Origin of the sequence: Prochlorococcus sp. MIT 0604, assembly GCF_000757845.1 — a bacterium.
Classification (GTDB): Bacteria; Cyanobacteriota; Cyanobacteriia; order PCC-6307; family Cyanobiaceae; genus Prochlorococcus_A.
The window spans coordinates 960,397-984,664 of record NZ_CP007753.1; the positions used below are offsets into that span (position 1 = coordinate 960,397).

General features: G+C 30.1%; 41 protein-coding genes. 24 read left to right on the top strand and 17 right to left on the bottom strand.

All coding sequences use genetic code 11. The features are described from left to right. The gene (locus EW14_RS10310) at window positions 1-165 is read right to left on the bottom strand and encodes a translation initiation factor IF-2 N-terminal domain-containing protein (protein ID WP_179850545.1); all 165 of its coding nucleotides are present in this window, start codon (window positions 163-165) and stop codon (window positions 1-3) included. Window positions 166-207: 42 nt separating this feature from the next. Then, window positions 208-444: a hypothetical protein gene (locus tag EW14_RS05355; RefSeq protein WP_042850486.1), complete on the bottom strand. Its 237-nt coding sequence runs from the start codon at window positions 442-444 to the stop codon at window positions 208-210. Between the two features lie 441 nt (window positions 445-885). Here EW14_RS05355 and EW14_RS05365 point away from each other — a divergent pair, with 441 nt between their 5' ends. Genes EW14_RS05365 through EW14_RS05380 form a run of 4 tightly spaced genes read left to right on the top strand, consistent with a single transcriptional unit; the run spans window position 886 to window position 2,719 of the window. Further along, the gene (locus EW14_RS05365; protein WP_042850488.1) at window positions 886-1,305 is read left to right on the top strand and encodes an acyl-CoA thioesterase; all 420 of its coding nucleotides are present in this window, start codon (window positions 886-888) and stop codon (window positions 1,303-1,305) included. Window positions 1,306-1,339: 34 nt separating this feature from the next. Beyond that, window positions 1,340-1,537 (top strand): hypothetical protein, encoded by a 198-nt coding sequence (locus EW14_RS05370; RefSeq protein ID WP_011818539.1) that lies wholly within the window; start codon window positions 1,340-1,342, stop codon window positions 1,535-1,537. A gap of 40 nt (window positions 1,538-1,577) precedes the next feature. Next, the gene (locus tag EW14_RS05375) at window positions 1,578-1,829 is read left to right on the top strand and encodes a hypothetical protein (protein WP_011818540.1); all 252 of its coding nucleotides are present in this window, start codon (window positions 1,578-1,580) and stop codon (window positions 1,827-1,829) included. Window positions 1,830-1,849: 20 nt separating this feature from the next. Next, window positions 1,850-2,719, top strand: a complete 870-nt coding sequence (locus EW14_RS05380; RefSeq protein ID WP_042850489.1) for a restriction endonuclease — start codon at window positions 1,850-1,852, stop codon at window positions 2,717-2,719. 4 nt (window positions 2,720-2,723) lie between these two features. Here the strand turns inward: EW14_RS05380 and EW14_RS05385 are convergent, their stop codons facing one another. Continuing rightward, window positions 2,724-3,128: an MAPEG family protein gene (locus EW14_RS05385; RefSeq protein ID WP_011818542.1), complete on the bottom strand. Its 405-nt coding sequence runs from the start codon at window positions 3,126-3,128 to the stop codon at window positions 2,724-2,726. A 373-nt stretch (window positions 3,129-3,501) separates the two neighbouring features. Between EW14_RS05385 and EW14_RS05390 the strand changes: the two genes are divergently transcribed. Beyond that, window positions 3,502-3,795, top strand: a complete 294-nt coding sequence (locus EW14_RS05390; RefSeq protein WP_025962451.1) for a hypothetical protein — start codon at window positions 3,502-3,504, stop codon at window positions 3,793-3,795. A 9-nt stretch (window positions 3,796-3,804) separates the two neighbouring features. On the opposite strand, the gene EW14_RS05395 is transcribed toward EW14_RS05390, so the two are convergent. Then, entirely contained in the window at window positions 3,805-4,347 is a 543-nt protein-coding gene (locus EW14_RS05395) for a PAP/fibrillin family protein (protein WP_042850490.1), read from the bottom strand. A 79-nt stretch (window positions 4,348-4,426) separates the two neighbouring features. On the opposite strand from EW14_RS05395, the gene EW14_RS05400 reads away from it, so the two are divergent. Together EW14_RS05400 and EW14_RS05405 are read left to right on the top strand one after the other, a co-directional pair. Next, window positions 4,427-4,711 carry a DUF1330 domain-containing protein gene (locus tag EW14_RS05400; protein ID WP_011376579.1) on the top strand — a complete coding sequence of 95 codons (285 nt, stop codon included), beginning with the start codon at window positions 4,427-4,429 and terminating at the stop codon, window positions 4,709-4,711. Window positions 4,712-4,848: 137 nt separating this feature from the next. Further along, on the top strand, window positions 4,849-5,028 hold the full coding sequence (locus tag EW14_RS05405; protein WP_011863071.1) for a hypothetical protein: 180 nt from the start codon (window positions 4,849-4,851) through the stop codon (window positions 5,026-5,028). 4 nt (window positions 5,029-5,032) lie between these two features. On the opposite strand, the gene EW14_RS05410 is transcribed toward EW14_RS05405, so the two are convergent. The 5 genes from EW14_RS05410 to EW14_RS05425 form a co-directional block, all read right to left on the bottom strand. Then, window positions 5,033-5,212: a hypothetical protein gene (locus EW14_RS05410; RefSeq protein ID WP_011818547.1), complete on the bottom strand. Its 180-nt coding sequence runs from the start codon at window positions 5,210-5,212 to the stop codon at window positions 5,033-5,035. An 85-nt stretch (window positions 5,213-5,297) separates the two neighbouring features. After that, a complete protein-coding gene (locus EW14_RS10610; RefSeq protein ID WP_255347384.1) occupies window positions 5,298-5,432 on the bottom strand; it encodes a hypothetical protein in 135 nt (44 codons plus the stop codon). Window positions 5,433-5,518: 86 nt separating this feature from the next. Beyond that, window positions 5,519-5,821 carry a hypothetical protein gene (locus EW14_RS05415; RefSeq protein ID WP_025923298.1) on the bottom strand — a complete coding sequence of 101 codons (303 nt, stop codon included), beginning with the start codon at window positions 5,819-5,821 and terminating at the stop codon, window positions 5,519-5,521. After that, window positions 5,822-6,007: a hypothetical protein gene (locus EW14_RS05420; RefSeq protein ID WP_225866621.1), complete on the bottom strand. Its 186-nt coding sequence runs from the start codon at window positions 6,005-6,007 to the stop codon at window positions 5,822-5,824. 85 nt (window positions 6,008-6,092) lie between these two features. Then, complete coding sequence (locus EW14_RS05425) at window positions 6,093-6,272, bottom strand: hypothetical protein (protein ID WP_025888492.1); 180 nt, start codon at window positions 6,270-6,272, stop codon at window positions 6,093-6,095. 238 nt (window positions 6,273-6,510) lie between these two features. Between EW14_RS05425 and EW14_RS05430 the strand changes: the two genes are divergently transcribed. From EW14_RS05430 to EW14_RS05440, 3 genes are all read left to right on the top strand, one after another. Further along, a complete protein-coding gene (locus tag EW14_RS05430; RefSeq protein WP_025888496.1) occupies window positions 6,511-6,693 on the top strand; it encodes a Nif11 family protein in 183 nt (60 codons plus the stop codon). Window positions 6,694-6,778: 85 nt separating this feature from the next. Further along, a complete protein-coding gene (locus tag EW14_RS05435) occupies window positions 6,779-7,549 on the top strand; it encodes a hypothetical protein (protein ID WP_042850492.1) in 771 nt (256 codons plus the stop codon). Window positions 7,550-7,680: 131 nt separating this feature from the next. Then, window positions 7,681-7,995, top strand: coding sequence for a hypothetical protein (locus EW14_RS05440; RefSeq protein ID WP_042850493.1), 315 nt, complete (start codon window positions 7,681-7,683; stop codon window positions 7,993-7,995). Window positions 7,996-8,013: 18 nt separating this feature from the next. Here EW14_RS05440 and EW14_RS10315 read toward each other — a convergent pair whose 3' ends face one another. Then, complete coding sequence (locus EW14_RS10315) at window positions 8,014-8,175, bottom strand: hypothetical protein (RefSeq protein WP_197049547.1); 162 nt, start codon at window positions 8,173-8,175, stop codon at window positions 8,014-8,016. Window positions 8,176-8,271: 96 nt separating this feature from the next. Further along, complete coding sequence (locus EW14_RS05445) at window positions 8,272-8,646, bottom strand: hypothetical protein (RefSeq protein ID WP_042850495.1); 375 nt, start codon at window positions 8,644-8,646, stop codon at window positions 8,272-8,274. Window positions 8,647-8,826: 180 nt separating this feature from the next. On the opposite strand from EW14_RS05445, the gene EW14_RS05450 reads away from it, so the two are divergent. From EW14_RS05450 to EW14_RS05460, 3 genes are all read left to right on the top strand, one after another. Further along, window positions 8,827-9,033: a hypothetical protein gene (locus EW14_RS05450; protein ID WP_042850497.1), complete on the top strand. Its 207-nt coding sequence runs from the start codon at window positions 8,827-8,829 to the stop codon at window positions 9,031-9,033. Window positions 9,034-9,314: 281 nt separating this feature from the next. Continuing rightward, window positions 9,315-9,557, top strand: a complete 243-nt coding sequence (locus EW14_RS05455) for a hypothetical protein (RefSeq protein WP_042850498.1) — start codon at window positions 9,315-9,317, stop codon at window positions 9,555-9,557. A 144-nt stretch (window positions 9,558-9,701) separates the two neighbouring features. Further along, window positions 9,702-10,109, top strand: coding sequence for an OsmC family protein (locus tag EW14_RS05460; protein WP_042850499.1), 408 nt, complete (start codon window positions 9,702-9,704; stop codon window positions 10,107-10,109). Window positions 10,110-10,745: 636 nt separating this feature from the next. Here the strand turns inward: EW14_RS05460 and EW14_RS05470 are convergent. Beyond that, complete coding sequence (locus EW14_RS05470; protein WP_042850500.1) at window positions 10,746-11,129, bottom strand: DUF1499 domain-containing protein; 384 nt, start codon at window positions 11,127-11,129, stop codon at window positions 10,746-10,748. 856 nt (window positions 11,130-11,985) lie between these two features. Between EW14_RS05470 and EW14_RS05480 the strand changes: the two genes are divergently transcribed. Both EW14_RS05480 and EW14_RS10320 read left to right on the top strand, forming a co-directional pair. Next, window positions 11,986-12,234 carry a hypothetical protein gene (locus EW14_RS05480; RefSeq protein ID WP_042850502.1) on the top strand — a complete coding sequence of 83 codons (249 nt, stop codon included), beginning with the start codon at window positions 11,986-11,988 and terminating at the stop codon, window positions 12,232-12,234. Window positions 12,235-12,316: 82 nt separating this feature from the next. Next, window positions 12,317-12,463, top strand: coding sequence for a hypothetical protein (locus EW14_RS10320; protein ID WP_197049548.1), 147 nt, complete (start codon window positions 12,317-12,319; stop codon window positions 12,461-12,463). On the opposite strand, the gene EW14_RS05485 is transcribed toward EW14_RS10320, so the two are convergent. Continuing rightward, the gene (locus tag EW14_RS05485) at window positions 12,464-13,249 is read right to left on the bottom strand and encodes a metal ABC transporter permease (protein ID WP_025954687.1); all 786 of its coding nucleotides are present in this window, start codon (window positions 13,247-13,249) and stop codon (window positions 12,464-12,466) included. Window positions 13,250-13,266: 17 nt separating this feature from the next. Here EW14_RS05485 and EW14_RS05490 point away from each other — a divergent pair, with 17 nt between their 5' ends. Continuing rightward, a complete protein-coding gene (locus tag EW14_RS05490) occupies window positions 13,267-13,701 on the top strand; it encodes a transcriptional repressor (RefSeq protein WP_042850503.1) in 435 nt (144 codons plus the stop codon). Between the two features lie 13 nt (window positions 13,702-13,714). On the opposite strand, the gene EW14_RS05495 is transcribed toward EW14_RS05490, so the two are convergent. Then, window positions 13,715-14,485 carry an ABC transporter ATP-binding protein gene (locus EW14_RS05495; protein ID WP_042850504.1) on the bottom strand — a complete coding sequence of 257 codons (771 nt, stop codon included), beginning with the start codon at window positions 14,483-14,485 and terminating at the stop codon, window positions 13,715-13,717. A 136-nt stretch (window positions 14,486-14,621) separates the two neighbouring features. Between EW14_RS05495 and EW14_RS05500 the strand changes: the two genes are divergently transcribed. The 3 genes from EW14_RS05500 (at window position 14,622) to EW14_RS05510 (ending at window position 18,651) form a co-directional block, all read left to right on the top strand. Next, entirely contained in the window at window positions 14,622-16,163 is a 1,542-nt protein-coding gene (locus EW14_RS05500) for a metal ABC transporter solute-binding protein, Zn/Mn family (protein WP_042850505.1), read from the top strand. 77 nt (window positions 16,164-16,240) lie between these two features. Then, window positions 16,241-17,590 (top strand): GTP-binding protein, encoded by a 1,350-nt coding sequence (locus tag EW14_RS05505; RefSeq protein WP_042850506.1) that lies wholly within the window; start codon window positions 16,241-16,243, stop codon window positions 17,588-17,590. After that, entirely contained in the window at window positions 17,578-18,651 is a 1,074-nt protein-coding gene (locus tag EW14_RS05510; protein WP_042850508.1) for a WD40 repeat domain-containing protein, read from the top strand. The genes EW14_RS05505 and EW14_RS05510 overlap by 13 nt, the downstream gene beginning before the upstream one ends. An 18-nt stretch (window positions 18,652-18,669) precedes the next feature. Here the strand turns inward: EW14_RS05510 and EW14_RS10325 are convergent, their stop codons facing one another. Beyond that, window positions 18,670-18,825, bottom strand: a complete 156-nt coding sequence (locus EW14_RS10325) for a hypothetical protein (RefSeq protein ID WP_197049549.1) — start codon at window positions 18,823-18,825, stop codon at window positions 18,670-18,672. A 560-nt stretch (window positions 18,826-19,385) separates the two neighbouring features. Between EW14_RS10325 and EW14_RS05515 the strand changes: the two genes are divergently transcribed. Next, window positions 19,386-19,661 (top strand): DNA gyrase, encoded by a 276-nt coding sequence (locus EW14_RS05515; protein ID WP_042850509.1) that lies wholly within the window; start codon window positions 19,386-19,388, stop codon window positions 19,659-19,661. A gap of 24 nt (window positions 19,662-19,685) precedes the next feature. On the opposite strand, the gene EW14_RS05520 is transcribed toward EW14_RS05515, so the two are convergent. Continuing rightward, window positions 19,686-19,919, bottom strand: a complete 234-nt coding sequence (locus EW14_RS05520; protein ID WP_042850510.1) for a hypothetical protein — start codon at window positions 19,917-19,919, stop codon at window positions 19,686-19,688. A gap of 31 nt (window positions 19,920-19,950) precedes the next feature. Beyond that, on the bottom strand, window positions 19,951-20,187 hold the full coding sequence (locus tag EW14_RS05525; protein ID WP_042850512.1) for a hypothetical protein: 237 nt from the start codon (window positions 20,185-20,187) through the stop codon (window positions 19,951-19,953). Window positions 20,188-20,314: 127 nt separating this feature from the next. Here EW14_RS05525 and EW14_RS05530 point away from each other — a divergent pair, with 127 nt between their 5' ends. The 4 genes from EW14_RS05530 to EW14_RS05545 all read left to right on the top strand — a co-directional run bounded on the left by EW14_RS05530 (window position 20,315) and on the right by EW14_RS05545 (window position 24,216). Further along, complete coding sequence (locus EW14_RS05530; RefSeq protein ID WP_042850513.1) at window positions 20,315-21,757, top strand: circularly permuted type 2 ATP-grasp protein; 1,443 nt, start codon at window positions 20,315-20,317, stop codon at window positions 21,755-21,757. Window position 21,758: 1 nt separating this feature from the next. Beyond that, window positions 21,759-22,700 (top strand): alpha-E domain-containing protein, encoded by a 942-nt coding sequence (locus EW14_RS05535; RefSeq protein ID WP_042850514.1) that lies wholly within the window; start codon window positions 21,759-21,761, stop codon window positions 22,698-22,700. Between the two features lie 11 nt (window positions 22,701-22,711). Then, window positions 22,712-23,569, top strand: a complete 858-nt coding sequence (locus EW14_RS05540; protein ID WP_042850515.1) for a transglutaminase family protein — start codon at window positions 22,712-22,714, stop codon at window positions 23,567-23,569. 173 nt (window positions 23,570-23,742) lie between these two features. After that, window positions 23,743-24,216 (top strand): hypothetical protein, encoded by a 474-nt coding sequence (locus EW14_RS05545; RefSeq protein WP_042851319.1) that lies wholly within the window; start codon window positions 23,743-23,745, stop codon window positions 24,214-24,216. The last annotated feature ends 52 nt before the right edge of the window (window positions 24,217-24,268 follow it).

A 24,268-nucleotide genomic window follows, 5' to 3' on the forward strand; every position in this document is an offset into this window, starting at 1 on the left:
CTAATTTTTATTTTCATAGTAATCAGTTATCTTTTTACATTCTTCAAATGAAAGCATGCTTAATCTAGATGTGGCTTTTATTTTTAAAATTGCACAAACAGCTAATAAATCAGCGCTATCAACAGTAAGTGCTTCAGAAAGTTCCAGGACCCTAAGACCTTTCATTAGTATTAAAAAATCTTTTCTACATTATCAATAACCTTAAAATCAATGGGCTGCATTTTTCCCTAAACCTGCAACGAATGGAAAAGTTTGTTCATCACCAAATATATCTTCTACCGAAGAATTAGAAATATTAGTTTTTTTATTATCAGGCTTAACTTCTTCAATTTCATTAGAAATATTATCTTTAATGTTATTTTCAATTTCTTTTGCTAATAAATTATTCGTATTAGAAAATATTGAAAAAACTAATACACATAAAAACAAAACAATTCTTTTCATAAAAAAAATTTATCTAATACTATTTTTATATGCCAATAGTGTTATTTAGAAAAACTAGATAATTTTAAAACAAATCTATATAAATCAAAATCAAAAAATATTCATCTTCCCAACTTATTTCTATTTTTAAATCTAATTAAAAAATAAAGACCTAGTAACAAAAGAATTGCCAAGGAGTACTGATTAAGAAAAACATAAACCATATAGACGAGAAAGGGGAATAAGCACGCCCTCTTGAAATTTAATTTCTGTTCCTTTGACATATTTTTCCAATTTAAATATTCTTCCCATTGAAAAATCTTCTTCATTTTTCTACTTTTATTTTTACGATTAAACATAACTTTATAAATATAGTTTTGGTGATTCTTATGTTAATAAATAAAATTAATCTACAATATCAAAATATGTTTTTTTATTGAATTAAAATTTTCTAAATAAAAGATGAACTCAAAACCAGTTTGGAAAATAGAAAAAATTGTTTTACCTCAACATGCAGATCATGCAGGGGTAATGTGGCACGGTAAATATTTTAATTGGCTTGAAGAAAGCAGAATAAATGCACTTTCAGAAGTAGGTATAAGTTATTTCGAACTAACTAAAAATGGCTTAGATTTACCTTTAATCAATACTTCTATAAAATATAAATCTCCTTTATTTCTTGGTGAAAAAATAACAATCGAGAGCGAATTCAATATTGATAAAAGTCCTAGGATTAATGTAATTTCAAAATTTCATAACAAGAAAAATGAAATCTTAACGATTGCTGAAGTCAATTTAGTCTTAATAAATAAACTGAATTTTTCTATAATAAGAAAAAGACCAGATTTCCTATCGGAAGCCTTTTGTAAATTAAATGGTTGAAATTATTATCCGCCAATTCAACGATTTATTAATTATGAATATATTTCAAGTTATTGATTCTTATCAATATGAAATGGAATCAAGATATCAAGAAAAATCAATGCTCACTAATCTTTTTACAGAGCACAAATTTATAGGATGGTTAGGGTTGTTTATAGTATTTTTCTCTATCTTTGCAATTTTTGTTTTTCAATTTCTTGAGTGGGAAAGTAATGACAATAATAAAAGTTAAGAAGATTTAATGCTTATAATTCAACTGAATGACTTAAAAAATGGCTATCTACTTAAAAATAACTAACCCTACAGAGGTTGTAAAAAAAAAGACTTCAAAATGGCTTACAGATATTACACCTGAAAGAATTGATAGAAAATTGGTCGAGGATGAGGTAATAAAAGGCATTATCGAGCAATTAACATTAGAAGGCATAAAAGGAGAAATATCAGCAATTAATGGGTTTGAAGTAAATGAATCTTCAGTAATAACAAAAAATAATTTTGTTATTAGAAAAACAAAAACTTTTTAGATAGAAAATAAAAATCTTTAATGAAAAATTTTTTTATTTTAATTATTTTTATCATTTTTTTAATTTTTATAATTGTAAGAGATTATCAAATTAAGAAGAAAAAGTTAAAATTAAACAATGCCTTAAATTCCAATTTCTTTATTCAAACAATTAATAAATTAATTGACGAGAACAAATACAATTTGTTAGAGGAGAGGATCAGATTGAGGGAGATAGATGCTTACGGTAATGAGGATTATAAAAAATGGATTGGCAATCCACCTCTTGATGAAAAAGCCATTGAAAAAAATATATTTAATGGATCTAAGCGATTTAAAGAGGGTATACCATACTTCTATGAAAAAGTAATTTTAAAAGAATTTGGAAGTACGGAATTATTTTTCGAAAAGTGGAGATCCTATTGTCATGAAAATCCTACTATTGATGATGAGATAATTGGATCTATTAGAAAGCTCGAGACTGAAGATTGGTTTGTTTTCATAGCAAGTCAAATTGAGAAATCATGCTTAAACCTAATAGAAAAAAACTACTCAAGAAAAAAAAAGGGAAACTACCAAAAAGGTATTAGATTTGAAAATCATTGTATGGAAATTCTCAAACAAAATGGCTGGGAAGTAAAAGAAACCCCTATTACAGGAGATCAAGGGGTTGACTTAATTGCGTCAATAAATGATTTGAGAATATGTATACAATGCAAAGATCATGAAAAAGCCATTGGAAATAAAGCAGTTCAGGAAATTTCAGCTGGTAAATTATTTTGGAAAGGTACACATGCAATAATAGTCTCAAAATCTGGCTTTACAAAGTCTGCTCATCAACTAGCAAAATCAAATAAAGTGGAACTAATCAATGAATATCAATTAAAAGATTTAGAAAAGTTTATTGTTTAAATGTTTATATCAATTGAGTTAAGCCCTCTTTGTAAAGCAAAAGTGTTGTAAAAATTCCTGAGGCCCACATTAAACCTCTAGCTGTGGGGATATTAAATATATATGCACCAATATATAAAAAACGAAAAATAGGATGAATCAATGCTGCAATTATTGCAATATTAGAGTCAGTTAAACTAATCAAACAAAGAAGACATGCGGGTGCATGTAGGGAAATACTTTCCCAACAATTTTGATGACACCAAACTGCTCTTTTTCCAAAAGAAGGTAATTCATCGAATAAAGCCCTTGGAGCAGACATATTTTCAACAGAATATCCCGCTTTAACTCTACCTATAGTTAATGGAATAATTGATAATAAAACAACACCAACTGATAGACAAAGGCTCCAGGCAAAAGCTACTTGCATATGATTTAAATAATATTATTAGCTTAATAATTGAAGCTCGTTATCGTGATAAATGAAAAATCATTACCATAGATAAAACTTTGCAAAAAATGCTGTAATTTATAAAAAAAATCATTTATGGATATTTCAAAGATAATTCTAATTTTTGGCATAAGTTTACTAATATATTCTGCTTTTCTGTTTTTAGGATTTTTTCTTAAGAATAAAAATCTAAAGGCACAGAATCTAAAAAAAGAAGAATAGATTATTAATGCCACGAAAATTTCTATTTTCTCAATATTTTTATATCTTTTTGAATATATTTAATGGAAATAAATTTTGATCCAAATAATAATAAGGGATATTTGAAATTAAATAAGACAGTTGCTGGTATATGAAAAAATTTTATAAATTTCTTAAAAGTTTTCTATTTATATCACTATGGCTTATTTTATCCTCATTTTTAACCCAATATTGGAATACCTTTCATTGGGAATATGTTTACTTAAACTTCAGAATTATATTTGATAAAGAATTTTGGTTTGTTGTAGAAAAAATTCTTTTAGGATTTGATATTGGTTACTGGTTAGAAGAAGCACTTAAATTCTTAAGTTATGAAATACCTAAAGAATCATTTAAATATTTACCAATTTATTTCGTATTAAAGTCTATTTGGATAAAGAATTAATTTCTATTTTTAATAGATTTTAATAAATTCCTTGAAATTCTTAAATAAAGTCGGTGAATGTATTTTTCTTAAAACGAATAAAGTTCCTTTATCACCTCTACAGATTCTAAGCTTATTGCTTAAATAAGTTATCTCTAACCACCCTAATTGTTCATTATTTATTTCTTTCATAGCCTTTATATTTTTTTTCCCAAATTTAGGACCAATAACACCCGCATGCGTAAATTTGACCCCAATTTTTTTTTCATTAATGTAATTAAGTCTTATTAAAATACCAGTACCAATAATTGATTTTATTCCTCTAGGTTTAAGTAAATTAAGACCATTTAAATTTAAGGGGTCGAGAATTTGAAGGTTATCAATAAGAGGAGAATATTTTAAAAAAGGACTATTAGAACTACTCCACCTAAGCTCCCAAACACCCTGCAAATCATTTCTATCTTTGCTAAAGGAAAAATTATGATCAATTTCAAGTTGTTCGGCAATATTACGTATACCCTCTGAATTTGGAGATTTAAGAAGTAAATTTAATAAATCATTTTCGGTTTCCATTTAATAAACGCTGGGGTATATAGCTAAGGATAAATACTTACCTCCATGTGCTATATTCTACCCAGAATATGTTGATTTGATGACAAAGAGCTATTGGCTTAAGAAAATTTCAATTCCAAATGCTGATTTATTTCTGGAATATATAAGGACAGTATTGCCTTGGATTAAATCTGTGGGAGGAGTAATAGTAAAAAGAGATTTAATACAAGAATCAACCTCAAATGAATGGGATGGAGGGCAGCTTGGATTAGTAATTGAATTCGAATCAAAATTTGCTGCTAAAAAAGCATTTTATTCTGAAGTATTTCAAAAATATCTGCAGTCTAGAGATTTAATGGAACTAGTTACTATAAGTACTCTTTAAAAAAATTAACCAATATCAACCTCATACAAACAACTTATAAGTATTTATTACTATTGAATTATTTATGTAATATTTATAACTTCACCAGCAATAGCATATTTTGCAAAATTTAATTGTAAAAGTAATTCGTTAATCAAATGAACTATTCAACAGAAAAAGATGATTATTTGATGACAACTCCATATACAAAGAAAATTCAGCAAAAATTTGAAAAGGTTAAATCATTTTTAGAGCAAAATGGATTTAATCCTTCATCAGAGAGCTTAATGCAAGATATAGTTAGCTCAGAAGAATATATTGCTAAAAATGGCTTATAAAATATCAGAATATATTCAGAGTCCTTAAATAGTAAAAACCGCCTATTAGAAAAGGTAATAATATTCCAATAAATAAAAATATGGATTTCTTTGATTCGCCTTCTGATATGGGGTTAATTTCTGGTTCAATTGCAAAACCATTTTGTCTACCACCACTTTCGGTTGTATAACCTTTTTTATTCATAAGAAAAATAATCTATGCAGATTATCTCATGTAAAAACTTATTTAAAAAAATTTTTTACATTTAGAATTAAACTAATTTTAAAATCTAATAATTGATTTCTATCTGAGATTTCAATTTGGCTGCTTTTTTTAAGAGACCTACAACTTCCTTACGGCCATTAGCAAATTCAGCCTTGTTTAGTAATTCGCTATATTTTTTTGTGATTTCTCTATGATTCATTTTGGTTATTATCTTCTATAAATTATAAAGTTACTAAAAAAAGTTTTTGTATAAAAGATATCAAAAAAGAGTTTAAGTACCTTTACCTATTTAAACCAACCTTTTTTCTTTGGTTTAATCTCTTCTTTAATAACTTCTTTTTTTCTCCCAAATAATCCCTTTTTTTGGACTGTTAAATTCTCTTCAACAGGTTTAGATTTTCTGTTAAATAAGCCTTTTTTAGGTTCTTTTTTAATTGATTCTTTTTTGTCGGAAATCTTTGTTTTTTTAGGATTTGATTTTGAATTTTTGGGTTTGCTATCTGCAAATAAAGTTTGATATACAAAAAAACCAAAAACAGCAAAGAAGCCTAATGCCTGTACTAGAGCAGTTCCAAGATTATCAAACATTTAGGCCTCAACTTTGTATAGTGATTCTTTTTCTTTCGCTTCAATACATTTTTTATCATCAGACAAGCATTCAATTTCTGCCTTCTTCTCAGTATGAGAACTGCAGCCACCTGCATTTGCATTAGATGTTGAAAACAAAGTTAGTACCCCTAAAATTAAGGCGCATGAGGTGTTAATCGGTTTCATGAATTTTATTTTTATTATGGAAAAATAATTTCGCAATTGCGAAGATAATCTTCTCTTCTGCTAAAAGTATCCCCTTTTTATATATCTATTTGTAGTAATTAACTAAATCGATAATTAATATTGCTAGTAATGAAAAACCTAAAATGAAAGGTAAATAAGGATATTTATTTAAAATTTTGTTTAGTTGATTTTTCGATGTTTGTTTTTCCTTTTTCTTTTCTCTAGGTGGTAAGCCTAACTCTTCCCTTCTCTTAGCTTCTCCCATAATTTTTAAACTATTTAAGACTATTTTATACACTTAGAAAAAGTAGTGTATTGTTCTTGATTTAAATTATTAACGGTTAATTTAATTTAAATTTTGGATATATTAAAAATATATAAAAATAATTACATGATAGAAGTAGTTTGGTCAGTAAATATAATGATTGCAATTCTTATTATTGGTGTTGCCTGGGTTCTTTATTACATATTTACTTATGATCAAAAATTCACTTCCTAGATAAATGTCAGATAAAGATCTAAGTAATTTTCTAAAAAAAATAGAGCAACTTAATCAAATTGCTGAGCTAATAAAAAATAATCCTAGTAAAAAGTTATCCCTTTCAAAATGCAAGAATCATGATGAAGTAATTAAATTAACCACTGAATGGGGGTTTGATATTGGTAAAAGGTGGGGAGAATATTAATTGATTTTATTACCAGCATTATTAAAATTGCCATCAACTTCAAATTAAATTCCTAAGATTAATTAGTATTACTTGTATTGGAGTTATGAAAGAAATTGGAGAGATAAAGTCAAATATATATAAAATAGCTGCTGTTACAGATAGAGGGCAAAGATTAAATAAATTAATTTCTCCTATGTATGAGGAAAAAGCTAATGAAATGGATAAATTGATTGATGCTCTTAAGGACTTTAGTTTTGAAATGTCAGAAGAATTATTGTCTGGAGAGTGGGAATTGATTTTTTCTAATGTTGAATTATTTCGAAGTTCTCCTTTCTTCCTTGCTATTGAAAAGGCATTAAATGATGAATTTAAAAGTAATCTTTTTTTTAAATTACATCAATTGCAAGTAGGATCCTTTGGCATATCAACTATTGGGAGAATTGCTCAAAAGATTGATTTTAAAAAAAAAGAATTTATATCTACTTTTGACACTACAATATTTGGACTCACAACAATTCCTATCTTGGGTTGGTTCAAACTATTGCCTACTTTTGGTGGAAGAGTAATAACCTTAGCAAGTGATTTAGTTTTAAGAAATAATTTACTTGATATGAACTTACAAAAGACAAAAGTTTCCAAAGTTGATGGACTTAATAAGATTCCATTATTTAGTGAATTACTTATGGATAGATGGTATCCAGTTAAAGAGGTATGGAATAAGTTACCTTGGAATAAAGAATCGCCAAATTGCCAGGTTTCAATTGTATATTTAGACGATGAAATGAGAATTATGCAGGATATGTATGGGTCTATTTTTATTTATATAAGGCCTTCAATTTCCTTGTTGAATTCAAATAAAATCTCTTATGATTAATTAAAACACTGAATAATATTTTGTAATTTATAGGATAAATCTATTAAAAATTTATTTTAAAGATTAATTAATAAAAACATCTCACATCTTAAAATCAAATAGGTTATGTTCATAATGAACATTTTTTTATTATGCTTAGAAATCAAGAAAAAAATTCAGTTGTTAGAGGAATATTCCTAATAGGAGGTTGGGGCTTAGGTCTTGACAGATTCTACGAAGGAGATAAAAAAGGTGGCTTTTTATCAATCATTGGTTGGAGTATCACATTTTTAAGCTTTATCTTTCTTAAATGTTCAGGTTATGAATATGTTGAAGGTGTGAAAAATTATTCAGATTATTCCCCTAACCCTTTAATAGTATTACCTTTACTGGCAGGAGCATATGGTGGCTTTCTAATAATTAAGAAGGCATTTAGATTAGCAAAGCAATTTGAGAATGCTGAATAATAATAACAGCAGGCAAATTCAAGATAATAATCCAGATCCTTTCAAATAAAATTTAAATAAAAGAATTACTAAAAGGTTTACTATTACTAAGGCTACTAAACCATTTCTGTTCTTTACATCTAATTTCTTGACTAAACTAGAAAGATAAACGACTGGATTTTCTGGCTCTTTATTATCCAAATTTTATTTAAATATTAATTTGACAAGAAAATATCACAGTTTCATTTGAAGAATCAAAATTGTAAAGATGATTATCCAAAAAGAAATAAATAATTTCTAACCCATAATTCCTGCATTTCTTAAAAACGCTTTACCCATATTGCCAATTACAAAAAACAGAGACAAATTAATTAAAAGGATTATTAATAATGCCAACATTTTATAGTTTGGATTAGTTGAAATGCCATCAAATCCATTATTAAGAAATCTTTTAAAAAGTGATTTGTCAAGTTTTGATTTTTGTTGCTCAGAATCAAGTTTTACTTTTTCTTCTGAAGAATCTTGACTACTTGCTTTCTCTAGAAATTCTGTAAATGCTTTAACATTTTCTTCTTTTTTAATCCCCTCATTAAGATCTTTATTGTCTTCATTCAAATTGGAGGGCGATTCGATTGAATTATTTTCCTCAGGATTAAGTTTTGAATCTTCCAAATTAGTATTAAATGCTAGGAGTATATTACACCATAAAAAAAACCCACTCGATCAATTGAAGAGAGGGTTAGCTAAGGTTAAAGTTCTTAATTAAATAATAATTTATTTTAATTAAATTTGCGGTTGTGACATAATGTAGTTTTAGTTTAGATTAAATTCAAGGCGATTTTTTTAGTACATATGTTGGATGCGAATACTAAAAAGGCATGTAAAGATGATCCCACAATAAGAGAAATTAAAATCAGAAATATAGAACATGCTATTGAACAAGCAGAATTGATAATAAAAGAATCAAAAATGAGCCAAGAAGAATTAATCTTCTTAAAAAGAAAAATATCGGACTCAAGACAGGATTTAGAAATACTTTATTTAATGAAAATTCAATGAATATAAAATTTTTTAATCTGTAAAAGAATTGAATTTTGCAAAGAAAATTAATTTGTATATTTGAAGACTTATAAAGTTTAAAGAGAATGTAAGAATTTTTATAAAGTTTCTAGTTATGTCTAAAAATAATCTATATATACCTTTAAAGGTTGTTCCATACATCTTCATCTCAATTACTGCTATAGCAATAACAGCAGCTACATATGTAATTACTTAGCTCTATAAGCTATGTAAAGTTTTTAGATATTAAATAAATTAAAATATTTGTAATAACTAATTGTATGGATAAATTCAAAATAGCAATTTTTACAATATCAATAATCATATTTTCCCTTATCGGGATTAAAAAATTCATTTATATAAATCAAGTTAAAGATTTAAAAAATAAAGAAGCATCATTCTTAAATGAATCTATACGTGTTTTAAATGAATGCTTCGATCTAGAAAATAAAAATAAAAGAACTCTTAATAAATCAATTGAATTAATTGAGTATTGCTTAGAGGAATATGGATATAAAAACTGATTTCAAAACTTGAATGATGAATTTCCTTAATACTCCACTAATATGCAAATAAAAATAATATGCAAATAAAAAATTTCTCATCAATAGTCTTGTTATGTTCCATAATTTTTTATTAATAATATTTTCCTAATTTAATTTTTTAAAATGACTAAAGTTAAATGTTCTTATTTAGGAAATTTAAACTGTGAGGCTATTCATCTACAATCTGGAAGTCTTATTAGAACTGATGCACCTTTAGATCACTGCGGTAAAGGTGAAAGTTTTTCCCCAACTGATTTATTAGCAACATCTCTAGGTACTTGCCTGCTAACCATTATGGCAATCAAAGCTAAGTCGAAAGGATTTGATTTGAAAGGTATATATTTAAATATTGAAAAAGTAATGACACAAAATAGCGAGAGGAAGATAAAAGAACTAATAATAGATATTTTTATACCAGAGAGCACTTCTAATGAAACTATTAATTTTTTGAAAAAAGCTTCCAAAGAATGTCCAGTTACAAGAAATTTATCTCAAGAAATAGATATTAAAATTAGTTGGCATAATGGATAAATCTCAAAAATAGTATTACATAAAAAATAATGAAATACTTCATTGGAATAGTCATTCTTTTATTTGGGATTTATATAATGACAAACTTGGCATTAAAGACTAGGTATACAAGAAAAAGACTTTCAAAAGGAAAAAAAATCTTATAAATTTTAATATTGCAGATCAAGGAAATAGATTTATTTTTGTACCGACAATTAAGGCATATTTTAGTTTTATTTTTTCACTATTTTTTGGTCAATCAAACTAATCAAAGGGATCATGAAATTTACATTTATTCCAACAGTGCACCATGTGTAAATAATAAGAAAAAATATTTTTATAAATAAATTAGGGGGTAAGTTGAAAAATATTTTGAAAAACCCTCCAATGAATAATACCAATATTCCAATTTGAAAAAGACCTTTGATTATCCATTTAAGTCCATTTTTTTTAATGTTTATATAAAACAAGAAAAAAACAAAACTACATAACACTAAATATATAAAATTTATGATCATCTTTTAGAGAAAATCTAATAAACTTGCCATTATCAAGGCATGATGACAATTATCACTTTTTTATCTACTAATTTTTTTTAAAAATGGAAAAGTTATACAAAAAACAATAAAAACAATTTATTTTTTTTTTACTTTTAACTTAAAACATTTTCGATTTTAGTAAATCAACTCTTTTTTGATTCACTCCCAAATCACTTTCTCCAACTCTTGATTCTGATCTTATTGATAAGATGTTTGATTCAGGTAGAAAGGATACTTCTAAGTCGTCTACATACTTCATCCATTTACTGGTTGCCTCAGCATGAAGATAATCGCCATCTATTTCTACAATCTCAGTTCTTGGAGTGTTTTCGATAAATGTTTTAATCTCTTCAAAAGGTTTTTCAATATTGTTTACCTCCCATTCCTCTCTTACACAATGAGCAATCTCTACACAAGGTTTTAGTTCTATATGTGAAGCAAATGATGAAGAAGGGAATGAGAAACTTGAACAAATTAAAATTGCTAAAAAAAGTATTTGCATTAACAGAAGAATTTAACAACCCATAATCTAGCTAATTAAATTACAAATTTATAATGAAGACCTAATTATTTTGGAAGAAAGCATATATGTTTTTATATTCAGAATTTAATATGTATTTCTAATAGTACAAAAAAAAGATCCCTTCTTAAGGGATCTTTTTAAAAATTGATTTACATCAAGTGTTTCCTTGTTTCCACTGAAATAAATCAATTCCTCCTACACACATACCTAATATCACACCTATATTCAAAATATGTAATGCTTAATGGACCTCTATCTTAACTGTCACATGGGAAAAAATATAAAAAAGTACTCAAACATCTAGGTCGAGTACTTTTAAAGTTATCAGAAAAAAGTGTGTGAGGAGTTTCTGATGTATATAATCTACTCCGTAGATAATTTAAAACGCTACAGTATAAATCACTAATTATTTAAATCTTTGAGAAAAATTGGGCGTTGATGAAAAAAATAATCAAAAAAATAAAAAATTAATGAAAAGCATTTACAAAAAAATCATTTTTATTATTTCGGCAATTGCTCTTTTTTCAGTAATAGTGTGTGTTGTCAAATATTCGCTTACTTATATTGAAAGTAATCCGGAAAAATACTTACCTACACAAAAGTTAGACAAAAATTAAGTATAAATTCACTTCAAAAAATCTTTAAAGTGTCTTAAATATGTTATGCATAGACAGCTTGAGTCATGAAAATCAAAAATCCTTCAGTTCTTAATCAGCATTATATTCACTTAAGTCAATTCAAAAATAAGCATAAATATCAAATACTTGAGAATTACTGGAAGAAAAGAAAGAAAGAATGTGAAAAAAATCTTTCAAAATTTTGCTAACAGATAATTATGAATTTTATTTTTTCTTTTTTATTAGCATCTGTGATGTGGGTACAAGTTCCACAATGGGAAGCTGACTGGTCAAAATGTGCTGTAGATGTTCCCGATTCATCATGTCACTGGTACGTAGCTGCTCCCGATAATACGTTTGGGAAAGGATTCAATTGGGAAAACGCTCCTTGGTTTGATGCTAATGGATTACAGGATGTAGCTAAAATTGAGAAAGAATCTGTAGTAGAAAAACTTCAAAATAACTAAAGTTTCTATTTCATCAATTAACTTTTAAAAGTATTTAAATCTAGTTGCTTAGTGGTTAACTTTTGATTAATTAAAAATTTTTATGCGTTTCAAAGTAAGTCTCCTAAAAAATGGAAAGGAATTTGATGAAGTTGTTATAGCTAATAATAAAAAAGAGGCTATAGAAGTAGCTTTAAAAAACAATCCAGAAGCTCAAGCATTAAACTCTGATTGGACATTTAAGATTTAATTATTTACGAAGCTTAGGAATCAAAAGAGATGCGACACAAATAACACTAATTGCAGGTCCAGGCGACAAATTAAAGACTATAGAGAGAATAAAGCCCAGAAGTGAGATGCATAATCCAAAAAATGAAGACCTCATCATTGCAATTCTTAAGCTATGAGCGTTATTTAGCCCTAACAGAGTTGGGGTAGAAAGAAGAGCAATAACAAGAATTACTCCCACTGCTGACATTGAACTAACAATTACTAATGCCGTCGTAAAACTCAAAGCAAGATTTAATAAAGAAACATTTATACCACTCGCGGATGCACCTTCTGGATCCAATCCCACATAAACAACCTTTTCATATCCAAAAGTCATTAAAAGTATAAATACTAAAAAAGCAATTATTGTTCTAAGTAAATCTCCAAAATTTGCTGTCAATAAATCGCCAAATAATACTGCCTCCAAATCAATCCTTATTCCGAGCAAAGGGATTATAAGGACCCCAAACCCAAGCATTCCAGCGAGAATAGTATTCATAACTGCTTCATAATTTTCACTTTTTCTATTAGTTAAACTTTCCGCAATTACTGAGCCCAGAAGACCACTTATAACACCACCAATTGAGGGGTGAATTCCAAGAGCTAATGCAAGAGCAAGTCCAGGCAACACACAATGAGAGATTAAATTAACTTGTAATAATCTCTTATGAGTTATTAATACAGTTCCCATAGCTGGACATAAAATCCCGGAGAATATAGTTATTATTAATGGAACCAGCCACCAGTTGTTATTAATAAAAGACATTATTCGAATGATTCGGTATGATCAAAAATACGGGACAAAAAAAGATTTTGGAAACAATGGTAACTAAGTCTGACATTACCAAAAGACAAGAACAACTTCTTGAAGAACTTAATAAATGCGAGGATGAATTGACTGGTCAAGAGTTGCATAGAAAATTGATAGAAAGAGGAAAGTCTATGGGACTGACGACTGTTTACAGGAATCTTCAAGTTCTGATAAAGCATGGCTTAATACGTTCTAGACATCTCCCAACTGGAGAGGTTTTGTACACTCCCGTAGATAGAGATATTCATCATTTGACCTGTGTTCAATGTGGTGAGACATCAAAAATGGAAGGATGCCCAGTAAAAGATATTCATACACCCAAAACAAATCCAAAGAAATTCCAATTGTTGTTTCATACCCTCGAGTATTTCGGGCTTTGCCAAAACTGTTATCAAGCTCAGAATTAAAAAGGAACATTCTCTAATCACAGAAATTATTTTCGTTTATAGAGCTAATGTTTATTGCCTCTAATTTATCTTTTATTTGACCAGGACTACCAACTGCCAAAACACTTTTATCAAGAACGATTACTTGATCATAGTTATTTAAAGAATCGCCCCAATCATGGCTACTTACGAGCAAAGAAAGTCCAGCATCCGCAAGTTGTCGAACAATTTTAAGAAAATCCTCCTTTGCAGGTGGGTCCAAAGCTGCACAAGGTTCATCTAAAAGAAATATTTTTGCTGGAGACATAAGAGTTTTTGCTAATAGAGCTCTTTGCTGCTGTCCTCCTGAAAGAGAATCGAGTCTTCTATTAGCCAAACTTGCAATGCCTACTCTCTGCATTGTCGCCTCTAATTCACAACATTTATTAATCCAAGAATTAGGATATGCTAGAAGAGTCTTAATTTGAAATGGGTTATTACTTCTTGATTTTGAATACTTTATTTGACCAAGAGATACCAATTTTTCAACTGTAATGGGGAACTTCCAATTCATAGAACTTCTTTGAGGCATAAGTGCCACAAGAGCTCTAGATCTATATAAATTTTCACCGTCAATTTTTATTTCGCCTTTATCTGGAGTATTTTGTCCTTGCAAAATTCTCAAAAGAGTTGATTTACCTGCGCCGTTTGGGCCAACTAACGCTGTTAGAGTTCCAGGTTTAATCTCAATAGATACCTTATTCAAAACTGGCTTACTTTTTTTTGCGTATGCAAAGGTTAAATTTTCAGCGACTAAAGTAGCCATTAATTAATTGTTTAAAATAGTCACTTTACAAGCTTACCAATAATACAAGTTGCGTATTATTTTCATAACATTTGATACCTTCACTTGTCAGGTATAATGAAAATGATTATCATTTTTAGGTATTTAATTATTTTTCATGTCAATTTTTAAAAGACTCCTAACAAATAAAAAAGGTTCGAGTAAGTCATTTATTAAAAATTCCGTAATCGCTGGAACGATTATATTTTCTGGTTTTGGGCAGGATGTTATGGCTAAAGGAAAGTCATATATAGCAGTAGAGCCACTAGTTTGTGATTTAGTTAAATCAATTGCATTACCATCTGACGAAGTTACATGCTTAGTAGATAGAAAACAAGATGTTCATGACTTGAAGATCAATCCAAGGCAAGCTCAATTACTAAATAGAGCAGATAAAGTATTTACTCTTGGTAAAGAAATGACTCCAAGTATGAGAAATTGGGAAAATAAAAAGAATACTGTTGTTGTAGGTGTTAGTGCAATAGACGTAGATGATCATTCTGATCATGGAGGTCATGATGATCATTCAGACCATGGAGGACATGACGATCATTCTGAACATTCAGCTAAAGTAGATGATCATTCTGATCATGCAGGTCATGATGATCATTCAGACCATGGAGGACATGATGATCATGCTGAAGGTGCTTTCGAATGGGCAGGAAAATTTCAACTTTCTAAGGGTTCTTACAAATGGTCATTTGAAAAAGTCGATGGCGAATATGCAGATCCTGCAATGAAGATGGTAATTCTCAAATCTAATGACATAGAAGGGTCTGAAGATTTAGCCAAAGAATTATTAGGATCTAAAGACTCAATAAGCAGAAAAAATGATGGTATTTTGATAGCAAGTAATAAAGCTTTTGTTCTTAACTTTGATCAAAGAAAAGAAAGTACTGTTTTTAACGTGGATATCAAAGAGGATGGTCAATATATATTTTTTACTGAACACATGCCTTTTGAGTTTGAAGCAACTCAACACTTTTTTAAAGACGTTTCAAATAGTGATGTAGAACCAATAGCACAAGTTCCAGACGAAGGAGAGGGGCATCATCATCATGATCATGGAGGTCTAGATCCACATGTATGGCATGATCCGCATAACATCATAAAAATGGGAGATCTTATAAGCAAAAGTTTAAAGAAAGATATTTCAGTTTTTAATAGAGGTGACAGAAAACTAATTAATGAAAGATTCGAAAAAGCTGATTCTCTCTTAGAAGGCTTAGATAGTTGGATAGTCGAACAAGTAAGCTCTATTCCTGAGGAAAACAGAGTAATTGTCTCTAAACACAAAGCAATGGAATACTACGGGGATGCATTTGGTTTTGAGACCATTAGTTTACTTGACTTTCTTGGAGACTCCTCAAGCTTAAGGCCAGACAACATAAGTTCTACTTTAAAAATGTTAGATGAAGAGAAAGTTCAGGCAATATTTCCTGAACAAATTCCAGCATCTAAGTTATTAAGGAACTTAAGTAGACAAAGTTCGGTTCCTTTAGCTTCTAATCAAATATTCGTTGATGGATTGATGATGGATGGTAATACGGTTTCAGTAGCTGTTCACAATACTTGTACAATTGTTGATTCATTAGGTGGAAGCTGTGATAAAGAATCTGGCTCCAATCTTGAGTCTGAATGGTACAAACTTTCAGATTAAATTTTTCTAATAAAAACGGTTTTCATTTCTTATTATTACTATTATTAAACTATTGTTTATTTAGCAAAAATCAGTAAATGAGCATCAAAGATAAAGTTCCCGTAACCATCCTCACTGGATTCTTAGGTTCAGGGAAGACTACTTTGCTTAATAGAATTTTAAGTGAAGAGCACGGAAAAAGAATAGCCGTAATTGAGAATGAATACGGTGAAGTAGGTATAGATCAAGGGCTCGTAATTAATGCCGATGAAGAAGTGTTTGAGATGTCAAACGGGTGCATTTGTTGTACTGTTCGCGGTGATTTAATAAGAGTCCTTGGCAACCTAATGAAAAGAAGAGATAAGTTTGACTATGTTTTAGTAGAAACGACAGGATTAGCAGATCCGGGACCAGTTGCTCAGACATTTTTCATGGATGAGGAGATAAGTTCTGAATTCACTCTTGATGGAATTGTAACTTTAGTTGATGCTGCCCACATTGATCAGCAGCTAGGCAGGAGTGATGAAAGTTCAGAACAAGTGGCATTTGCAGATGTTCTAGTCCTTAATAAAACTGATTTGGTCTCTGATGATGCACTAGATACTCTTGAATCGAGATTGAGAGATATGAACCGAATGACCCGAATTATTAGAGCCGAGAATGCCAAAGTACCAATTGAAACAGTCTTAAATCTAAGTGCATTTGATCTTGATCAGATCCTTAAACGCAGGCCAACATTCCTTGAACCAGAATATCCTTTTGAATGGACAGGTATTTATGATCTTGATGCAGGTAAATATGAATTAATGCTAGAAGAAGGACCCGATCCAGAAATGTCATTAGTAGCCCTCGCTAACCAAGGAGAGAGTGAAGACGAACTTAAAGATGGTGCTGAATTCTCAGTGAGACTTTATGCAGAAAAAGCTAATAGTTTAGATCCTGGAAATACCATCCCATATGGAGAACATATAAATCTCAAATTGGAGGATAAAGGAAATAAATCCTTCATCCTTAACATAGAAAAACCAACAAAAATAGGTTTGTTTACACAGCACACCGCTGAAGAATTCAATATGAAAGTCATTAAAAGTGACGAAAATAAAGAGATTCCATTCAATACTGAAAGATTCTGGCAAGCAGAGCACGAACATGATGATGAAGTAGGCTCAATTGCTATTGAGCGTTTTGGAGATGTTGACCCAGAAAAACTAAATACTTGGATGGGTAGACTCCTATCAGAAAAAGGAGTGGATATATTCAGAACTAAAGGTTTCATAAGTTACTCAGGTAACCCAAGGAGAATAGTTTTCCAAGGAGTTCACATGTTATTTACTGCACAACCTGATAAAGAATGGGGTAACGAACCTCGTAGAAATCAACTTGTTTTTATCGGTAGAAATTTAAATGAGAAAGAGATGCAAGAAGGCTTTGATAAATGCCTGATATAGAACCATTTAGCCCAAGAGGCATGTTCCATGAAGGATGGACTGCTGAAGTTAACGATTACGCCATAGCATGTGGCTGGGCTCTTAAAGGAAAACAATTTATTGTTGGCGACGTGGCAGGAGGTATTTTTGCGTTCGAAGGAGATACTGGAAAAATCATTTGGAAAAAAGAAAATACACACTCCGGTGGTCTACTAGCTATGGCAATTCATCCAGAGGGTGAAATTTTTGCAACATCAGGTCAGGATGGGAATGTTCAAATTTGCAATTGCTACGAAGGTAAAGTAATTAAAACGCTTGATCTTGGCAAGGGTTGGGTAGAACACCTCAAGTTTTCTAATGATGGTTTATTTCTAGCGATAGCTTCCTCAAAAAAAGTATACGTTTTTAATGAAATTGGAGAAGAGAAATGGATCTCAGAAGACCATCCAAGCACAGTAAGTGCAATAACATGGTCAAATAAAAATGAGCTGGCAACTGCATGCTACGGCAGAGTGACATTCTTTGACATAGTTAATAATAAAACGAATCAAAAACTCGAGTGGCAAGGATCATTGGTCTCTATGGAATTAAGCCCAGATGGAGATATAGTTGCCTGTGGGAGTCAAGACAATTCAGTTCATTTTTGGAGAAGATCATCAGGAATGGATGCTGAAATGACAGGATACCCTGGAAAACCAAGTCACCTTTCTTTTGATGAAAGCGGAAAATTATTAGCGACAAGTGGCAGTGAAAGAATCACAGTATGGAGCTTTATAGGGAATGGTCCAGAGGGCACTATGCCAGGAGAGCTATGTCACCATACTGAACCTATTTCCAGCCTTGCGTTTTCAAATAAAGGTATGCTTGTAGCCTCAGGATCTAGGGATGGTTCCGTTGTCGCAAGTTTCCTCAAAAATGACGGCAATGGTGATCCCGTTGGGGCTGCATTCGCAGGAGATTTAGTAGGGGCAATATCATGGAGACCTGATGATTGTGCACTTGCAGCAGTCAATGCAAAAGGTGTTGTAAATGTATGGAAATTTAAAGTTCGTACTAACCTTTTTTCAAAGGGATTTAAGTAAAAAGTAGAAATTTATTAATTACCAATAGTTAGCTTTTAAATGTCTTTCCATACAAATGACCTCACAGTCATTATCTATCCCTTTTGGGTGAATATCGCAATATGAGAGACATTGAAAATATTCGTCTATGGGATTTGATTTATCAGTTTTACAAACTTCTTTCGAATGATTCATAAAAGATTTCCTCAATTATTTAAAATTAAGATAGACGAATTAAATATCAAAAGAAATAAGCAAAACTTACTAAAAATATCTCAAAAAAATTAGCTCAATTGATTCCTACTCTCGGACATTTTTAATTAAAAAGCAATGCGTATAAAAACGGATTGTCTTTAGAGAAATATTTTCCTAATTTTATATTGTTGAGTTCTAGGAGGTCTTTCAAAATGATCGATAGCCTGCCTGAAATTTCGGAATAAACCGAACTAATTTAATTAACTGCTCCAATTATTTTTTATTAATGTCTAAGCTTCCTTCTTCTGCATCGTTTAGGTGCCCTTTGAGAAACAAGCTTAATTCTTGAGTTTTTGCCCCAGTTAAAGACAATTAGTTAATTTTGGTAAGCATTAGCTTAATAGAAGTTAGCAACAAGGATCCATGATTTAGGTGCGTTATTAACTTCAGTAAAAAATATAAGTAAGAGATAAAAGAGGGCTTAAATAAGCCCTCTTTTTTGTTATTAGATGACTTTCTTCTAATTTTATAGATAATGATTAAAGCAATAAAATTTTAAAATGGTTCAATATTATTGCCCATATTGTAATCCTAAATATCAATTTCAAAAAAAATCCTCAAATGGTACTTTGATTTGTGGCTTGTGCGGAGAGGATCTTGTAAAAAAACCATTTATTAGGTTGAACCAGATAATTGCTCTTTTTGCAGCGTCATCATTACTTCTACCGTTAATATATACTTTTATTTTTTTAATTAAAAATCAAATAAATCCTCCTAAAAAAAATTATCAAGCAAATGGTAATTTAATGATAATTATCAAAGAAACACTTTCATAAAACAATTTAAAAAATCTCGAGAGGTTAACCTCTACATAGTGATTTATTTAAACAAGAATTTTCACTATCAATATTTATTTGAGCATCAATATTTTTTAATTTGTTTTTATTACTTATTACTTTAACTTTTTGGCCGCAATGTTCATTACAACCACCATTAAATAAATTATGTGCATACAAATTAGAAATATTCGTAAGTGATAAAAGAAAAATTATTTTATAAATTAGATAAAAATAAGACTTAATCCTTAATATCATTTTCTCAGAATTAGTAAATAAATAATATCAGTTAATTCCAAGGAGTGTTTATAAGTCCCCAGATATCAAAAAAGAAAAATAAAACTGCAATAACAACAAGATCCCATGCTCTTTCCCTAAAAGCCCAAGGCGCAATAAAAACTTCCCCAAGTCCGTGAAGTGCCGCCCCTACTGGTAGATGATCAAGAACCAGCAAACTGTGAGAGAGGATAAAAAGAAAGCTTGCGAAATATCTAAAAAATACATATTGCCAATTACTAGAACCCATACCTTTAGATTTTTAAAAAATATACTTCAATGATCAAAATAATGGTATAGATCGAGTCAAGAGATATTATTTTTGGTAGCCATAAATACGAATAAAGATATAAAGCTAAAGTAAAAGTTACTAAATGATGAAATATATGTTTTCAAGTTATCAGCCTAAAAATAGTTTTGATGAATACTTTAAGGACAATGTTAACTCTGCTAGAGAAATATTGATTCCGCTTCTTGCATCTTTAGATAATATGGGACTTGAAGAATTAAACAGGAATCACTCTGCCGCAAAAAAATTATTACTAAGACATGGTGCGACTTTTAGATTAAACGATACTGGTCTAAAAGGTACTGAGAGAATATTACCTTTTGATCCACTTCCCAGAATAATTAGTAAAGATGATTGGGTAACGTTAGAAAATGGCCTAAAACAAAGACTTGAGGCAATAGATTTATTCCTAGATGATATTTATAATTCTCAAAAAATAATAAATGATGGAATAATTCCAAGAGAATTAATAGAGAGTTCAGAAGGTTGGAGGCCTCAGATGATGGGTTTCAAACCTCCACTAAATAAATGGTGTCAAATTTCAGGACTTGATTTAATAAGGGATAGAAAAGGAGATTGGCATGTTTTAGAAGATAATTTAAGATGCCCTTCTGGGGTTGCTTATTTTTTAGAAAATAGATTAGTTATGAAGAATATTTTTCCTAATCTTTTCTCTGGCAGAATAGTAAAACCAATTGATGAATATCCATCATATCTTTTAAAAACGCTTCAAGACCTTGCTGTTTGGACAGATACTCCCAAGATAGTTCTACTAACTCCAGGAATTTTTAATAGTGCTTATTTTGAACATAGTTATTTAGCTCAAGAAATGGGCATCCAACTAGTTCAGGGTCATGACTTAGTTTGTAATGATGATTATGTGTATTTAAAAACCACCTCTGGATTAAAAAGAGTAGATGTCATTTACAGACGAATTGATGATGATTTCTTAGATCCTCTCAATTTCAGAAAAGATTCCTGCCTTGGTGTTAGCGGATTACTTGATGTTTTCAAGGCAGGTCATGTTGCTTTAGCAAATGCACCTGGGACTGGAATAGCAGATGACAAAATGATTTATTCTTTTGTCCCAAAAATGATTAAATATTATCTTGATGAAGAAATTATTATTAAAAATGTAGAAACGTATATTTGTCATTACCAAAAGGATCGAGAATATGTTCTAGGAAATTTATCAAAACTTGTTGTTAAGTCTGTATCTGAAGCAGGGGGTTATGGAATGTTAATTGGACCTCACTCAACAACCAGTGAAATAGAAGAATTCGCTAATAAAATTAAAAAAAATCCTAGAAATTTCATAGCACAACCAACGTTAGAATTATCTACTGTGCCATCGTTATGTGATGGAGAACTATATCCATGTCACGTTGATTTAAGACCATATATCTTGAGAGGGAAAGATTCATGGGTTAGCCCAGGTGGGCTTACGAGGGTAGCATTAAAAAAAGGATCATTAGTCGTCAATTCTTCTCAAGGTGGTGGATGCAAAGATACATGGGTTGTAGGTAAATAATATGCTTTTAAGTCGTGTAGCAGAATCTCTTTATTGGATAAATCGTTATTTAGAACGCGCGGAAAATATATCTCGTTTCGTGGAAGTAAGTGAAGCAATGTCATTAGATTGTCCTCCAGGAAGTGCAGAACCTTGGCTCCCATTAATTGAAGCATCAAGTGACAGAGAATCTTTTGATAAAAGATTCCCTGAGAAAAAACCTGATGACGTTATTAATTTTTTAATAAGAGATCGTTTAAACCCAAACAGTATAATTTCTTGCATTCAAATGGCAAGAGAAAATGCACGACAAATCAGAGATGTCATGACCACAGAAATGTGGGAACAAATTAATATTTTATATTGGAATATGCAAGAAGGAGAAGCAATATGGAATAAACCAAGACAAGAACAATTAAGCGAAATAAGGAGAGAATGTCAGCTTTTTTATGGAATTACAGATGCGACTCTGAGCAAAGATCTTGCGTGGAGATTTAGCATTCTTGGAAGATTAATCGAAAGAGCTGACAAAACATCAAGAATTTTAGATGTTAAATATTATTTACTATTGCCCAGCTTAGATGAACTTGGAGGAGTTCTTGATGAGCTGCAATGGATCGCACTTTTACGTTCAGCTGGAGCTTATCAAATGTTTAGGAAAGCAGTGCAAAATTCTATAAAGCCTAATTCAGTTGCGAGATTTCTTTTACTTGATCCAATCTTTCCGAGATCAGTTAGATACTGTCTTGATGGAATAAGCAATACTCTTAAAACGATAGATAACTCTCCATCTCCTGAAAATCCTTCAGAATTAGAATGCATGAGAGGTTTGCTTAAAGCAAAGTGGAGTTATATCAGAATTGAAGATATAATAAATGATGGTTTACATGAGGCAATCGATTCATTGCAAATGGATTTAAATAAATTAAATGATCTCATTCAAGAAAAATATTTTATTAATTAATAAGTTTATTAATGAGGATTAAATACATTCACAAACTTGAATATAAATACGAAGACCCTGTTCAATTAGGCGAGCATAGATTATGTATAAAGCCAAGGTCAAATGGCTTCCAAAAACTAAAGAATTTTGAATTAAATATAACCCCAGATCCAGAAATTATTTATCCATTACTTGCTGCCAGCGGAGAAGAGATTAATAGAATCAGATTCAATGGATTAACAGATAATTTAATTATTGAATCAATCAGCGAAGTTGAAACTATTAAACATCCAAACATTATTGATGGAGTTAAAAATAGAGATTTAACATTACCTTTTTGTAGAAGCATTATTAACAGAGATTTACAGGGTGCATTAGAGGGATGGATGCCAAATGGACAACACGATCCCTCTGCCGTAGAACTGGCCCAAGAAGCCTTAGCAGGAAGCATTAATAACGCATTATCATTTACCTACCAACTAATAGAGATTATTCAAGATCGGGTTAAATATACCAAAAGACATACAGGTCCAGCATGGCCGGCTAGCAGAACACTTAGAGAACGTATAGGTTCATGCAGAGATTTAGCAATGCTAATGGTTGAAGCTTGCAGGTCTATAGGTATCCCAAGTAGGTTTGTAAGTGGTTACCATTTTGAAGATCCTTTACCATCTGAGATGGATTTACACGCTTGGGCTGAATTATATATTCCAGGTGCTGGTTGGAGAGGTTTTGATCCCAGCGGAAAAGGATTGATTGATGATAGATATTTAACATTGGTATCCTCTTCAAAAGCTAATTTAACCTCCGTAATTACAGGAAACTTTATAGGAAAAAATAATCTAGAAAATACTTTATCTTGGGAAATCAAACCTCTTGAAATTAAATAAACATTAAATTTTTAATCTTTTAAAATAACAAAAAATATAAAAAATAATATGTTTCTTTTTTAGTGTTAATTGATACGTTCTTAGATATATATATCTGTTTTCATTTGTTTAATCTTTAAAGAAAATTGAACTCAAGTTTAGAAATTCCAGTTATCAAATCAAATAAATCAAAAATGTTTGAATTGATAAGTTATGAAAAATTTCGCGATACAAAAGATGTCAGATTTTTTGATATTAGTGTTAATGAATCAAACTACAGAGATCTAGTTATTCACAGTGGTCCTGCGGTTAGTCCTCCAAATGATGAAGATTTTAATAATTGGCAATTTTACATACATCACAATCAAGAAGATAATCTATTAGCTATCTCCGGGGGTAGAACATTTTTCCTTGTCAATTTTGGTTGGGAATATCCTTTTTATAAAGTTAGATTAGAATCTTGCGGATATATTTTAAGGATACCTAGAGGAACTTTTCATAGATCCGTATCTGACGAAAACGGTTCCATAGTTTTAAATCAAGCCATTAGAGATGAAGGCGGTACAGTGGAATCTGAATTCAAGGTAACGAATAGCAAAGATAATAAAAAACTTCTAGATTGTATAACTAATCTAGAACCTAGATTTAAAATTTATAGTGTTAAATAATCTTAAAAAGGTTTTCCAAATCTATACATCAATTTTAAAAATTATCTAATTG

What these genes read in the sequence shown, in the direction of transcription:
- EW14_RS05370 (WP_011818539.1), top strand. Translation starts at nt 1,340, where the DNA reads ATGAATATATTTCAAGTTATTGATTCTTATCAATATGAAATGGAATCA.
- EW14_RS05395 (WP_042850490.1), bottom strand. Translation starts at nt 4,347, where the DNA reads ATGGAAACCGAAAATGATTTATTAAATTTACTTCTTAAATCTCCAAAT.
- EW14_RS05490 (WP_042850503.1), top strand. Translation starts at nt 13,267, where the DNA reads ATGATCAAAAATACGGGACAAAAAAAGATTTTGGAAACAATGGTAACT.
- EW14_RS05510 (WP_042850508.1), top strand. Translation starts at nt 17,578, where the DNA reads ATGCCTGATATAGAACCATTTAGCCCAAGAGGCATGTTCCATGAAGGA.
- EW14_RS05425 (WP_025888492.1), bottom strand. Translation starts at nt 6,272, where the DNA reads ATGGGAGAAGCTAAGAGAAGGGAAGAGTTAGGCTTACCACCTAGAGAA.
- EW14_RS05400 (WP_011376579.1), top strand. Translation starts at nt 4,427, where the DNA reads ATGACAAAGAGCTATTGGCTTAAGAAAATTTCAATTCCAAATGCTGAT.
- EW14_RS05380 (WP_042850489.1), top strand. Translation starts at nt 1,850, where the DNA reads ATGAAAAATTTTTTTATTTTAATTATTTTTATCATTTTTTTAATTTTT.
- EW14_RS05495 (WP_042850504.1), bottom strand. Translation starts at nt 14,485, where the DNA reads ATGGCTACTTTAGTCGCTGAAAATTTAACCTTTGCATACGCAAAAAAA.
- EW14_RS05470 (WP_042850500.1), bottom strand. Translation starts at nt 11,129, where the DNA reads ATGCAAATACTTTTTTTAGCAATTTTAATTTGTTCAAGTTTCTCATTC.
- EW14_RS05420 (WP_225866621.1), bottom strand. Translation starts at nt 6,007, where the DNA reads ATGAAACCGATTAACACCTCATGCGCCTTAATTTTAGGGGTACTAACT.
- EW14_RS05365 (WP_042850488.1), top strand. Translation starts at nt 886, where the DNA reads ATGAACTCAAAACCAGTTTGGAAAATAGAAAAAATTGTTTTACCTCAA.
- EW14_RS05440 (WP_042850493.1), top strand. Translation starts at nt 7,681, where the DNA reads ATGCTTAGAAATCAAGAAAAAAATTCAGTTGTTAGAGGAATATTCCTA.
- EW14_RS05505 (WP_042850506.1), top strand. Translation starts at nt 16,241, where the DNA reads ATGAGCATCAAAGATAAAGTTCCCGTAACCATCCTCACTGGATTCTTA.
- EW14_RS05480 (WP_042850502.1), top strand. Translation starts at nt 11,986, where the DNA reads ATGAATTTTATTTTTTCTTTTTTATTAGCATCTGTGATGTGGGTACAA.
- EW14_RS05375 (WP_011818540.1), top strand. Translation starts at nt 1,578, where the DNA reads ATGGCTATCTACTTAAAAATAACTAACCCTACAGAGGTTGTAAAAAAA.
- EW14_RS10325 (WP_197049549.1), bottom strand. Translation starts at nt 18,825, where the DNA reads ATGAATCATTCGAAAGAAGTTTGTAAAACTGATAAATCAAATCCCATA.
- EW14_RS05540 (WP_042850515.1), top strand. Translation starts at nt 22,712, where the DNA reads ATGAGGATTAAATACATTCACAAACTTGAATATAAATACGAAGACCCT.
- EW14_RS05485 (WP_025954687.1), bottom strand. Translation starts at nt 13,249, where the DNA reads ATGTCTTTTATTAATAACAACTGGTGGCTGGTTCCATTAATAATAACT.
- EW14_RS05545 (WP_042851319.1), top strand. Translation starts at nt 23,743, where the DNA reads ATGTTTGAATTGATAAGTTATGAAAAATTTCGCGATACAAAAGATGTC.
- EW14_RS05530 (WP_042850513.1), top strand. Translation starts at nt 20,315, where the DNA reads ATGAAATATATGTTTTCAAGTTATCAGCCTAAAAATAGTTTTGATGAA.
- EW14_RS05405 (WP_011863071.1), top strand. Translation starts at nt 4,849, where the DNA reads ATGAACTATTCAACAGAAAAAGATGATTATTTGATGACAACTCCATAT.
- EW14_RS05450 (WP_042850497.1), top strand. Translation starts at nt 8,827, where the DNA reads ATGTTGGATGCGAATACTAAAAAGGCATGTAAAGATGATCCCACAATA.
- EW14_RS05460 (WP_042850499.1), top strand. Translation starts at nt 9,702, where the DNA reads ATGACTAAAGTTAAATGTTCTTATTTAGGAAATTTAAACTGTGAGGCT.
- EW14_RS05355 (WP_042850486.1), bottom strand. Translation starts at nt 444, where the DNA reads ATGAAAAGAATTGTTTTGTTTTTATGTGTATTAGTTTTTTCAATATTT.
- EW14_RS05415 (WP_025923298.1), bottom strand. Translation starts at nt 5,821, where the DNA reads ATGTTTGATAATCTTGGAACTGCTCTAGTACAGGCATTAGGCTTCTTT.
- EW14_RS05535 (WP_042850514.1), top strand. Translation starts at nt 21,759, where the DNA reads ATGCTTTTAAGTCGTGTAGCAGAATCTCTTTATTGGATAAATCGTTAT.
- EW14_RS05515 (WP_042850509.1), top strand. Translation starts at nt 19,386, where the DNA reads ATGGTTCAATATTATTGCCCATATTGTAATCCTAAATATCAATTTCAA.
- EW14_RS05500 (WP_042850505.1), top strand. Translation starts at nt 14,622, where the DNA reads ATGTCAATTTTTAAAAGACTCCTAACAAATAAAAAAGGTTCGAGTAAG.
- EW14_RS05520 (WP_042850510.1), bottom strand. Translation starts at nt 19,919, where the DNA reads ATGATATTAAGGATTAAGTCTTATTTTTATCTAATTTATAAAATAATT.
- EW14_RS05385 (WP_011818542.1), bottom strand. Translation starts at nt 3,128, where the DNA reads ATGCAAGTAGCTTTTGCCTGGAGCCTTTGTCTATCAGTTGGTGTTGTT.
- EW14_RS05525 (WP_042850512.1), bottom strand. Translation starts at nt 20,187, where the DNA reads ATGGGTTCTAGTAATTGGCAATATGTATTTTTTAGATATTTCGCAAGC.
- EW14_RS10610 (WP_255347384.1), bottom strand. Translation starts at nt 5,432, where the DNA reads ATGAATCATAGAGAAATCACAAAAAAATATAGCGAATTACTAAACAAG.
- EW14_RS05430 (WP_025888496.1), top strand. Translation starts at nt 6,511, where the DNA reads ATGTCAGATAAAGATCTAAGTAATTTTCTAAAAAAAATAGAGCAACTT.
- EW14_RS05390 (WP_025962451.1), top strand. Translation starts at nt 3,502, where the DNA reads ATGAAAAAATTTTATAAATTTCTTAAAAGTTTTCTATTTATATCACTA.
- EW14_RS05435 (WP_042850492.1), top strand. Translation starts at nt 6,779, where the DNA reads ATGAAAGAAATTGGAGAGATAAAGTCAAATATATATAAAATAGCTGCT.
- EW14_RS10310 (WP_179850545.1), bottom strand. Translation starts at nt 165, where the DNA reads ATGAAAGGTCTTAGGGTCCTGGAACTTTCTGAAGCACTTACTGTTGAT.
- EW14_RS05455 (WP_042850498.1), top strand. Translation starts at nt 9,315, where the DNA reads ATGGATAAATTCAAAATAGCAATTTTTACAATATCAATAATCATATTT.
- EW14_RS10320 (WP_197049548.1), top strand. Translation starts at nt 12,317, where the DNA reads ATGCGTTTCAAAGTAAGTCTCCTAAAAAATGGAAAGGAATTTGATGAA.
- EW14_RS05410 (WP_011818547.1), bottom strand. Translation starts at nt 5,212, where the DNA reads ATGAATAAAAAAGGTTATACAACCGAAAGTGGTGGTAGACAAAATGGT.